Source organism: Microcoleus sp. D3_18a_C4 (assembly GCF_036702415.1).
In the GTDB taxonomy this organism is placed as follows: Bacteria; Cyanobacteriota; Cyanobacteriia; order Cyanobacteriales; family Microcoleaceae; genus Microcoleus.
Map to the genome: position 1 here is coordinate 30,241 of NZ_JAUBTI010000064.1, position 10,843 is coordinate 41,083.

Sequence of the window (10,843 nt, forward strand, 5' to 3'; positions counted from 1 at the left end):
ATCTTGCCTGTTCATATATTCGCCACGGGCAAGATGCCCGTGCCACAGTTAATTAATCAATAAATTATATTGTGTTGTGGAACAGGCATCTTGCCTGTTCAGATATTAGCCACGGGCAAGATGCCCGTGCCACAGTTAATCAGTTAATAATCGCCTCCAGCGCCATATTGCCACGCTTCAACTAATCGGTGAAAATAGTATTGCTGTTCCGGTGCTAAATTTTTCACCTGCGGTTCTACGGCTTTTCCCAAAGGCTGCAATCCCGTATAAATTCCTAAATTCACATAATGAACCATCCAATCTAGCAAATTGGCTATTCCAACCTGCGGGATAATTTTCATAACTAATCCGGGATGGCTAATTGCTGTTTTAAACAGGGTTTGGGACAAAGCCGGAAACAGCACGATATCTTGAAGAAACGGTTTGAGTACCGGTTCTCCCAACTCTTCCATTACCTGAAAGACGGCAGCCAAAAGTTGATTGATTTGATTGGGGTCTATTTTTTGATTCATCGCAGCACTCATCGAACGCTGAAACAACCAGGTGACAGATAGATTCGGCTGGTAGGGTTGCAAAAGTGCGAGGGAATTTTTGCTGAGACTGTCGCTTGTCAAAGCTTCGTCAATTCCTAGAGTCAAGCGTTTGAGGTGGCGCACCATTGCGCCGAAACCGCCGAAGCTGAGGGGAGATTGGCTACCGCTGCTGTCTCCGACTGGGAGTATGCGATTCCAAGGCGTTTTGAGAGGACTTTTGCGATAGCAGGGGAAGAATCCGTAGAGTGCTCTTTGGAATTTTAACTGGTCGAGTTCGACGTTTTGATATTGGGGAAGCAAGCGCAAATACTCTTCAAATAATGTTTCTAAACTGAATCTTTCTGTGTCGGCGTCTATGTAGGTAAATAAGTAGGTGGTGCGGCCGTCTCTGGCTGGAAATGCTTCCCAAAAATATTGGCACTGATTTTGCATTGGGGTGAAGGATGCAAATATATCGCCAGTGTCGTTTTTGGGGTATCCTTGAGCGCAACTGCCGACTACTAAACATACGGCGTCGGGTTTTTTGCCTTGTCTTGCTTGACGGACAATGGGCGAAAAATGTCCCATTGCGTCTAATAATAATCGGGTTTTAAATAAATTTGTAGCAGGTTGTGTCTCGGTATTTGCAGATTCTACCAAGACTCCATTTGGGTAAATTGTGGCTGTTTTAAATGGTGTATTTTCAAATAGCTTTCCTCCAGCTTGGAGAAATCGCTGTTTCAAGGTTTCTAGGAGGTAAACTGGGTCTATTCCGATGTTGAGTACGTCGCGCACCCAAATGTCTGGGGTGTTGGCAAAGCTGATGCGGGCTGGGTTATATTCGGTGGCGATGGCCTTTTCTATCTCTTCAACAGATAGCAGATTTAGTTCTAAGAATGCGTCTAATTCTTTGCGAGAAATGTTCCATTCTTGATCGCGGCCTCGCAGGGTGCCGCGTTCGAGCAAGGCTACTCGCCAACCCCGCACGGCTAAGGCTGTACCGATTAATATTCCTAGGGTTCCGCCGCCGATAACTATGTCGAAGTCGAGGGTTTCCAGGGGTTGTTGGCTGTGTTTGACTGCTTGGGGTGTTGGTGCGGTGTTTTGTTTGAGGTTTTCCCAGAGTCGATCGACTTTTCTCAGACCTCCGAGGGCGTCTCCTGGCAGTTGGAAGAGGATTTGTTCGGTGAGGGACATCGGGTTTTAGGATTGAAGAGTGGTGGATTTTTTATAATTTAGCTTAGATTAACATTTGCGACAGTTTCAGGGCTGACGCATGGGGTGGCGAGAATCCCGGTTTATACGAATTTTGGGCTTAGTAATGATAAATCTACGAAGAAACCGGGTTTATGATGTCGCAAGTGCGATCGCGAACGGAGTTTTTATAATCATACAGAGAAACCCGGTTTCTGAAAAAAAACCGGGTTTCTACCTCTCGTTGGTAAGTCGGGGGAATTATCTTCAATCAGCCGTGCTTAATTCTTCAACTCGCAGCCGATCGCACAAAATTCGCTCGCACACAATAGCACCCGTATCCGCACTCCTGCAAACTTCTAACTGAGCTTCCGGCAGCGCTTCAAACAAAAAACGTTCCCCCGGAAACACTGTCCGCTCAAAATACCAATTAGGAATATTTGTAATGCGAGCGATTTGCACTTTGCTAGTATTATTTAGATACCAACACAAAATGCGCGTATGAGGTTCGGAAATTACCTGAGTCAGTGTCAAATTCATCTTTTTAACTTGTTTGTGCAATTGTGCGATCGAGCCGCGAAAGGCCTAAGCTTATTATAGCAGATTCCCAGTTAAAATACAATTTATTATAGATTTTTTTTACATTGTTTGGGTTAATTAATAAATTTCACCGGCGAAACATCAGCGCCTTCCCCCTATTCCCAAGAAGGTGCAAAAGCTGGCATTGCTAAAGTGCAAGATTTCCATCCTCCCCTAACAGGTGCGTTCAACAATTGACAGTGACCAACTGAACCTCTTGCCTGTTGGTAGTGACCGCAAAAATTACACTTGGAAGCCGACTTGCACCCGCGCTCGCTAATTAGAAGGCAGGGCTGGTTTTGGGTTTGGTTGCGCTCGATAGTTACAGTGTTCATTAAATTACTTTTTAAATGTTCAGTCTTAAGTATGACGCCTGGAGTGCAGTCGTGGCCTCTATCTCAAGGCTTAGTTTGCCTTTAAGATTTGTTTAGGGATCGATAGAAAATATATTATTTTTGACAGTATAAAGCGAGGGAGCAATTTAATTTGCTTCCGATCGCATTGGCGGCCCCGGCTTTACTGCCACTCGCGCTTGCCGGGGGGTATACTTCCTCAGACAGAGCTAATTATCCTCGCCTAACTGGCTGAACAAATCGGCTAAAATTGTATTAGAAAATAAAAAACCTTCGGGATCGCTCAACCTCAAATTGCCCGCAAGCGGCAGTTTCGCGGCATCGCCTAAAGTTGCGCTCGCCCTATCCTCCGTTATAATTTCCACCCATCCTTGCCGCCAGTAGGGCTGCAAACAACGCCAAATTTTATCAACCGTTTGCTGACTAAACTTTTCAGTCAGCGCCGACAGGCTAACTCCTTCTGCTAAACGCAAACCTAGCATCAGCGTTTCTAACAAAAAGTCATTTTCTGAGACTGGAAAATTTTGCTCAATTGCTGGGGAAATATCCTGCTGGGTTTCCCCCCCAATTTGAAGAGTAGCAGGGGAATTGAGGCCAGAGATCGATCGCACCCACTGATAATATTCTTGAGTTTTGCGAGGTCTAGTCAACCTCCGGCCTTCCACGTAACTCGCCGCCCCCATTCCCAAACCGTAATAAGGGCGATTTTCCCAATAAACGCGGTTGTGGCGGCACTGATAGCCATCGCGAGCGTAATTAGAAATTTCGTAATGTTCGTAGCCAGCACCCGTCAGAATTTCCCGCGCTAAACGGTACATTCCAGCAGCGGTTTCATCTGCTGGTAGCGGCTGCGCGCCTGCTTCAAAGTAGCGCCCGAAAGCAGTTAAGGGCTCAACAATTAAGTCGTAACTCGACAGGTGAGTCGGGGAAATTTCCACCGCCGATTTCAGGGAAGCTTCCCAGTTTTCTAAAGTTTGGTGCGGCAGTCCCGAAATTAGGTCTAAACTGAAATTGACAATACCAGCCGATCGCACTATTTCCACTGCTTCAAAAATATCAGCGACAGAGTGCGATCGCCCGCAAGCTTGCAGCAATTCATCCTGAAAAGCTTGCACTCCCAAACTAACTCGATTTACTCCCGCCGCTGCATATCCCCGCAACTGTTCTAAAGTAAACGTACCCGGATCTATTTCTATAGAAATTTCCGCCTCAGCAGCAATCCCAAATTTGCCGTCGAGAGTCTCTAAAATATTGCTCAACTGACTGACAGAAAGCAGCGAAGGCGTGCCGCCACCAAAAAAAACTGTTTTCAGAGATGCGCCTAAATTTTTAGTTTCTTGAATTTCTTGACACAGTACAGCAACGTATTGCACGATTGTGCCGGAATTCTCGCCATTTTTGCGATCGCCCACCACAAAAACCGGAAAATCGCAGTAGTAACAGCGGCGGCGACAAAAAGGTATGTGCAGGTAAGCCGAACTAGGAATGCCGGAATTTGTCGCTTGCACACTTTTTTTTAATTCAAATGTTAAATAATCTGTGGGAGGGTTCATTATATCTAAAGCCGAAAGCGCAACTTCAAATCTAAAGTTTTAATTAAACAATCATGAATAATTATGTATATTATGACATTTTATTAGCAAAAAAGCGCTGCGAACGATGGCGTCCCGCCCTCGCCCGTGCTACGGAGCTTTTAATGTAACCGCGTACCGGTTTCGATCGGCCACCATTCCCGGACATCCCGCAGGGCGGTCTATTCGCACCTCGTGCCTGCTTGCGGCGGGGCGTGGTAAATTCCGAGCGACTCCCTGGCACATCCCCCAAAGGGTACAACCGCGAAATATAAGTTTATGAAAATTCCTGAGTAAATAGGGCGATATCCGACCAAAGCATGAAAACAAGTATCAGCACTGCAAAGATATAATGGGAATAAATTCATTAACCTAGAACTAATGCTAGACGCAATCATAATAATCTCATTCATAATCGCAGGCGGAGGCATCGGCTATTACGGAGTCGAACTCCTGCCGACCGAGCTGCTGGAGCAAGTTACAAATATACAAGGTTTAAGTTCTGTACTAGGTTCGTTTGGAGCATTAATCGGCTTCGTGATGGGATTAGTGGCTCAAACAACCTATCGGCGCCTGGAAAAACAAGTCCGCGATATGCCAGTGGAGATGCTGCTGACGCGGGCGATCGGCTTAATCATCGGACTGCTAGTAGCAAACTTAATGCTGGCTCCGCTATTCCTGTTGCCAATTCCCCGCGAGTTCGGCTTCATCAAACCTCTAGTCGCAGTCTTGGGTAGCGTCATGTTCGGCTTCACAGGCGTCAGTTTGACCGACACTCACGGCCGCGCTTTCTTGCGGCTGATAAACCCCAAAAGCTTAGACACGGTGTTGGTAGCCGAAGGTACTTTCAAACCAGCAACTGCCAAAGTTGTCGATACTAGCTGCATTATTGACGGCAGAATTGAAAACCTGCTAGAAACAGGTTTCCTCGAAGGTCAAATTATCGTGCCGCAATTCGTGCTCCAAGAACTGCAACTGGTAGCTGATTCCGCCAACGATCAAAAGCGAGTGCGCGGACGCCGTGGCTTAGATGTACTCAACCGCATCAAAGAAACATATCCAGAACGCATTCAAATTCACTCGGCTGACTACGAAGATATTGCCACAGTCGATGCGAAATTAGTCCGCTTCGCTTTGGATATCGACGGTATTTTGCTCACCAACGATTACAACTTATCGAAAGTAGCTACCGTCCAAAAACTGCCGGTTTTGAATATCAACGACTTGACTCATGCGGTGCGCCCGACTTATTTGCCGGGAGATACGATCGAACTAAAAATCCGCAAAGAAGGCAAAGAACCCTCTCAGGGAATCGGTTACTTGGATGACGGCACAATGGTTGTCGTAGAAGCAGGAAGTAGCTATGTCGGCGGCGAAGCCAGAGTCGTAGTCACCAGCGCCCTGCAAACTAGCGCCGGCCGCATGATATTCGCCCGTCCTCAAGAATCCGTTATTGTTTAAAACAGAGTAACAATGGCCAGGGCAATCAGAATCAAATATTGCGATCGTTGTTCCCAATCTGCCCCGACTCTCTACCGCGCCCGGTATGACGAGTCGGGGCAGTGGTTTTTTTTATGTCTTAAATGTTGGGAATCCGTAAGTAAAAAAAATCCTTTTTACTTCTACGGTGGCACTTGGAAAGCCACAAAGAAAAAATAGCAATAATATCAATTCCGGCTGCAACGGAATGATATAGAGGACACGGCAGTGCCGTTTCCCTACGGCGATTTATTGTAGGGAAACGGCACTGCCCATAGGTGTCAACTTAAGTTTTTAGTCCGCCAGTTTTCCCGCCCACCCGTCAGTCCGCCAGGGACTGAAGTCCCTGTCTAATAGCTAAAGTCCTCTGAAGAGGACTGATGAGTTTTTCAGTCCTCTTCAGAGGACTTTCACTTTGAGGCAGGGGTTTTAACCCCTGTCGGACTGCAGGTTTGACGTGTTTGTTGACACTAATAGGCACTCCCGGTGTCCTGATTTCGAGTTATATTAATTCCGATGCAACCGGAATTGATATAACCCCAGCGCAATGCGCTACTAACTACAAACAATTATTATGGATAATTAACTAGACTTGGAGTGGCATCTTCATACAATGTCTCGATCGCACAGCTAAAATTAACGCTAGAAAACTGAACTTCTTGCCCTTGACTGTAAGGATAAAGCACCCACAAACCCTCTGCATTCCGGCGAAAACACTCTACACTAACTCTTTCTTGATTGATTAACACATACTCTTGCAAACTTTCAGAAGTGCGGTAATCAGCAAATTTATCGCCTCTGTCCAAAGCCGCTGTTGTCGGCGATAAAACTTCCACAATTAAGCGCGGATAGCGAATGAAATCTTCAGCAGTATTTCTGTCCCGTTCATCGCAAGTCACCGCTACATCGGGATAGTAATAACAATTTGCTGCCTCAATCCGAACTTTTACATCTGCCACGTAAGGTATACAGCCACTTCCCCGAAGATGATTTCTCAGCAAAATTGCTGCATTGAGACTAATGATGGCGTGAGCTTTTTTTGCCCCTGCCATTGCATAGATTTCACCTTGTCTGTACTCGTGTTTGATGGGGCTGACTTTCTCGCCTGCTAAATAATCTTCAGGGGAGACATAGGTGTCGCTTTTACTTGCAACCATATAATTTTGAGGTTGGTGAGGATTACATAATTATAGCCGTAGCACGGGCTGCAAGCGGGACGCCATCGCCCTTTTTCACCTTTCCCCAAAGTTTTAACGTCGCCGCGGGGCCGGAAGCCTCGCGCTATTGCCATTTTGCGGTTGCGGTTTTTCTTGCAGCTTCATCGTCAAACTAACCCGCTTTAACTTCTCATTCACCTCCAAAACCCGCACTTTCACAACTTGTCCGACTTTAACAATCTGTTTCGGATCTTCCACGAATCGATCGGCTAATTGAGAAATATGAACCAAACCATCTTGGTGTACTCCCACATCAACAAAGGCTCCAAAGTTAGCTACATTCGTGATTATGCCTTCTAATTCCATCCCAACTTGCAAATCGGAGATTTCTTTGATTCCTGCTTGGAAAGTAGCATATTTAAACTCGGCGCGCGGGTCTCTTCCGGGTTTTTCTAGTTCGGAAATAATGTCTCGGAGTGTTGGTTCTCCGACTTTCTCTGTGACATATTTCTTAATATTTACAGTCTTGATTTTTTCCGAAATTTCTGTTATTGCTGTCAGCGGCAAGTCTAAATCTTTGGCGATCGCCTGCACTACAGGATAACTTTCTGGATGAACTGCTGTATTGTCCAGGGGGTTTTCGCCGCCGCGAATGCGGAGAAAGCCGGCTGCTTGTTCAAAAGCTTTTGGGCCGAGTTTGGGAACTTTCAGGAGTTGGCGGCGATTTTTAAATGCGCCGTTTTCGTTGCGGTAATTAACGATATTTTTAGCAACTGTTGCCGTCATTCCTGATACAAATGTCAGCAGTTCTTTGGAGGCTGTGTTTAAGTCAACTCCGACGTAATTCACGCAGCTTTCGACTGTTTCGTCGAGTTTCTTTTTGAGCAGTTTTTGGTCAACGTCGTGCTGGTATTGACCGACTCCTATGGATTTCGGGTCGATTTTCACGAGTTCGGCGAGGGGGTCTTGCAAGCGCCGTCCGATGCTGACTGCGCCGCGGACGGTGATGTCGAGGTCGGGAAATTCGGCGATCGCCACTTCGCTTGCGGAATAAATCGATGCACCGGATTCATTCACCATGACTTTAATCGGTTTCCTGTCCATTTGGGCCAAAACTTCCGAAACAAATTCGTCTGTTTCGCGGGAAGCTGTACCGTTGCCGATCGCGATTAATTCAATTTTATACTTTTCAATTAAATGCTTGACAATTTTACCAGCTTGCTGTCGCTGAGCGGCCGCTTGGTGGGGAAAAATTGCTTGATATTCTAAAAATTGCCCGGTTTCATCGAGGGCGGAAACTTTGCACCCCGTGCGAAATCCCGGATCGATCGCCAGTGTCGGTTTCATTCCCGCCGGCGCCGACAGCAGCAACTCGCGGAGGTTGGTTTCAAAAGTAGCGATCGACTCGATATCAGCAACGGCTTTGTTGTGCGATCGTACTTCTGTAATTAACGAAGTCTTCATCAGTCGGTTGAAGGCATCCTTCAAAGTCGATCGATAAAACTCTTTAACGAACGGTATCCTAGTTCTAATTTCCTGACCTTCCAAATAAGCCATCACGGCGGATTCATCAAAAGCCAATTCCAAATCTAAAACCCCTTCCGTTTCCCCCCGAAACAGCGCTAACATATTGTGCGACTGAACGCTTCTCGCTGCAACTTGATAATTGCGGTACATTTCAAATTTAGTGCTTCCTTCCGGGAAATCATCTTTAATTTTTGATACAAAAACTCCTGTTTTCATCAAAAACTCTCGCAAATAAGCCCGCAATTCAGCTTTTTCCGAAACCGCTTCCGCCAAAATATCCGCAGCACCTTTGAGAGCTTCTTCTGCTGTTTTAACTCCCTTTTCTTCCGAAATATATTTAGCAGCTTCCGCATCCAAGTCTGCTGGTTTAGCCGTCGGCAAGTTCAGACTTTTGATAAAATTCGCCAGCGGTTCCAAACCTTTTTCCCTAGCAATTGTCGCTCGCGTCCGCCGCTTGGGTTTGTAAGGCAGATAAAGGTCTTCGAGTTCGTTTTTTTGCAAACACGATTCGATTTTAGCTTGCAGTTCTTCAGTGAGTTTCCCTTGAGAGCTAATCGTCTCTAAAATCGACTTTTTGCGCTCTTCAATTTCCGTCAAATAGGTGAAGCGATCGGAGATATCTCGCAACTGAATTTCATTCAGCAAATCCGTGCGTTCTTTGCGGTAGCGGGCAATAAACGGAATAGTTGCTCCCTCTGCGAAAAGTTCCAGAGCATTATTGACTTGAGACAGATTGATGGAAAGTTCTTGAGCAATCAGTTGAGGAATGTCGATCATAGTGCAGAATTTCGGATCAGTCAATTTTAGATTGTAGATTTTAGATTTTAGATTAACTTCACAGACGAGAGGAAGAAAAGGGAATCATCCCATTTTTGTTAGAATTGCTTTCTAGGAGTGCGATCGTCCCGCACGGCAAAGCCGATATCTCTCGCTTCTAGCTCTAGGGCTTGCACTCCTGTGAAAGCCTGATTGGGATGCTCCCGTGATGTTAGCATAAATGCAGTCATTTCTCAATATTATATGTTGCCTTTTAAATATCCTGTGCCGCAAACCGATCCGCCGCGATCGCCCAGAGAAACGCTGCCGACGATGTACGATTTACCCAGCGAAGACCCGGAGGAACCTGGTTTGCCTGACGAATTTCACGATTTGCAGCCGCAGTTGTTGAGCCTGACGTTTCGACCTCGGAATTATCCGGCTTCTGAGATATTTAGCGGCACCGACATGAACCTTTATAAGGAATACCCTGAAAACCCCGTGACTTCAGTCCGGGAATGAAAGGGCGTTGCAGGATTTATCCTGCCTGTTCTCTTTACCTCAATCCTGAATCTAAAATTCAATCTTTTTAATTCAAAAAACTTTCTTAAAAAGTTGGACAAGACGGGACAATATGGTAGACTAAGACAGTCAAGGTTAAACTCCTTTGTCCGAAGTGAAACAGTTAAGACACACTTTTAGGCATGAACTGGGGGACAAAGTGCGGCGAAAACACTCTAAACAGCCGAAACCGAAAATGTAGGTTTCAATCCAGCAAACATAAACTTGTCTACTGGGAATTGTTAAGTAGGGTAGGGCATACCCAAACTCTAGATAAATATTCTAGTACGCTTTTGGAGATAGATCCCAAGAGAGTGTTTCTGAATTGGACTCGTCAATTGGTGGTACTCCACGGTTGAAAAGTTTAAGTATTGCCGTGAGGACAGAACATTTTAAGGTCAGTCGCTGAATTAAGAATCCCCTCGGCTTCAGCCAGGGGAGTGTCAATATGACGTGCATCACACTCTGTGGCACAAGCGCCCGGATTGGTTGGGAGTTGTGGGAGTTCCCCGACTTTACGATCGCTCCGAACTGCGGATGAGTTATGTTACTTGGCAGGAAGGTGTGAATCCTTTTGTAATTGTAGAACTGCTTTCGCAGGGAACAGAAAAAGAAGATTTAGGCGACAATACCGATGAGGAAAAGTTGCCACCTCAGTCGGGAAACGCTGCGGGTAACGGGCAAGTTTTGGATCTGGAGACGAAGGAGGAACCGCCTAGAAAATGGGAGGTTTACGAGCAAATTTTGCGGGTTCCTATTTATGCAGTTTTCAGTCGCTATACTAACAAATTGCGAGTGTTTGAATTGAAGGGCGGACACTATCAAGAATTAGAATTGCCTGACTCGCGAGTGTGGATTGCTGATCTAAGTCTGGGCTTGGGTTTGTGGCAAGGCGAGTTCCAGGGAATCGATCGACTGTGGTTGCGCTGGTATGATGTTGATGGCAATTGGATTCTGACTGAAGCGGAACAGCAACGGCAGCGGGCCGAGTCAGCGGAAGCTCAATTGCAGTCTTTAATTCGGCGGCTGCGGGAATCTGGCATCGATCCCGATCGATTTTTAAACGGTTAAAGACGACTAAGGATCGCGAATTAAATAACTTACAATTTTAATTGTTATTGTGGGATGGGCGTCCCGCCCGTCCTTTTTGGACG

8 protein-coding genes and 1 pseudogene are annotated in these 10,843 nt (G+C 46.1%); 3 read left to right on the top strand and 6 right to left on the bottom strand.

The genetic code is table 11. The features are described 5' to 3' along the window. Nucleotides 1–143: 143 nt before the first annotated feature. From QUB16_RS22900 to hemW, 3 genes are all read right to left on the bottom strand, one after another. Complete coding sequence (locus QUB16_RS22900; RefSeq protein WP_333319677.1) at nt 144–1,709, bottom strand: FAD-dependent oxidoreductase; 1,566 nt, start codon at nt 1,707–1,709, stop codon at nt 144–146. A 264-nt stretch (nt 1,710–1,973) separates the two neighbouring features. Continuing rightward, a complete protein-coding gene (locus tag QUB16_RS22905) occupies nt 1,974–2,246 on the bottom strand; it encodes a DUF1830 domain-containing protein (protein ID WP_333319679.1) in 273 nt (90 codons plus the stop codon). Nucleotides 2,247–2,847: 601 nt separating this feature from the next. Then, nucleotides 2,848–4,191 carry a radical SAM family heme chaperone HemW gene (gene hemW / locus QUB16_RS22910; protein WP_333319681.1) on the bottom strand — a complete coding sequence of 448 codons (1,344 nt, stop codon included), beginning with the start codon at nt 4,189–4,191 and terminating at the stop codon, nt 2,848–2,850. Nucleotides 4,192–4,590: 399 nt separating this feature from the next. Here hemW and QUB16_RS22915 point away from each other — a divergent pair, with 399 nt between their 5' ends. Continuing rightward, entirely contained in the window at nt 4,591–5,670 is a 1,080-nt protein-coding gene (locus QUB16_RS22915; protein ID WP_333319683.1) for a PIN/TRAM domain-containing protein, read from the top strand. 590 nt (nt 5,671–6,260) lie between these two features. Here the strand turns inward: QUB16_RS22915 and QUB16_RS22920 are convergent. The 3 genes from QUB16_RS22920 to QUB16_RS22930 form a co-directional block, all read right to left on the bottom strand. Beyond that, on the bottom strand, nt 6,261–6,845 hold the full coding sequence (locus QUB16_RS22920; RefSeq protein WP_333319684.1) for a Uma2 family endonuclease: 585 nt from the start codon (nt 6,843–6,845) through the stop codon (nt 6,261–6,263). A 93-nt stretch (nt 6,846–6,938) separates the two neighbouring features. Then, nucleotides 6,939–9,149: a Tex family protein gene (locus QUB16_RS22925; protein ID WP_333319686.1), complete on the bottom strand. Its 2,211-nt coding sequence runs from the start codon at nt 9,147–9,149 to the stop codon at nt 6,939–6,941. A gap of 98 nt (nt 9,150–9,247) precedes the next feature. Continuing rightward, nucleotides 9,248–9,379: a hypothetical protein gene (locus tag QUB16_RS22930; protein ID WP_333319688.1), complete on the bottom strand. Its 132-nt coding sequence runs from the start codon at nt 9,377–9,379 to the stop codon at nt 9,248–9,250. 13 nt (nt 9,380–9,392) lie between these two features. On the opposite strand from QUB16_RS22930, the pseudogene QUB16_RS22935 reads away from it, so the two are divergent. Continuing rightward, nucleotides 9,393–9,608 (top strand): annotated as a pseudogene (locus tag QUB16_RS22935) (Uma2 family endonuclease); the annotation flags it as partial. 534 nt (nt 9,609–10,142) lie between these two features. Further along, nucleotides 10,143–10,760 carry a Uma2 family endonuclease gene (locus QUB16_RS22940; RefSeq protein ID WP_333319689.1) on the top strand — a complete coding sequence of 206 codons (618 nt, stop codon included), beginning with the start codon at nt 10,143–10,145 and terminating at the stop codon, nt 10,758–10,760. Nucleotides 10,761–10,843 lie beyond the last annotated feature (83 nt).

What these genes read in the sequence shown, in the direction of transcription:
- QUB16_RS22900 (WP_333319677.1), bottom strand. Translation starts at nt 1,709, where the DNA reads ATGTCCCTCACCGAACAAATCCTCTTCCAACTGCCAGGAGACGCCCTC.
- QUB16_RS22905 (WP_333319679.1), bottom strand. Translation starts at nt 2,246, where the DNA reads ATGAATTTGACACTGACTCAGGTAATTTCCGAACCTCATACGCGCATT.
- hemW (WP_333319681.1), bottom strand. Translation starts at nt 4,191, where the DNA reads ATGAACCCTCCCACAGATTATTTAACATTTGAATTAAAAAAAAGTGTG.
- QUB16_RS22915 (WP_333319683.1), top strand. Translation starts at nt 4,591, where the DNA reads ATGCTAGACGCAATCATAATAATCTCATTCATAATCGCAGGCGGAGGC.
- QUB16_RS22920 (WP_333319684.1), bottom strand. Translation starts at nt 6,845, where the DNA reads ATGGTTGCAAGTAAAAGCGACACCTATGTCTCCCCTGAAGATTATTTA.
- QUB16_RS22925 (WP_333319686.1), bottom strand. Translation starts at nt 9,149, where the DNA reads ATGATCGACATTCCTCAACTGATTGCTCAAGAACTTTCCATCAATCTG.
- QUB16_RS22930 (WP_333319688.1), bottom strand. Translation starts at nt 9,379, where the DNA reads ATGACTGCATTTATGCTAACATCACGGGAGCATCCCAATCAGGCTTTC.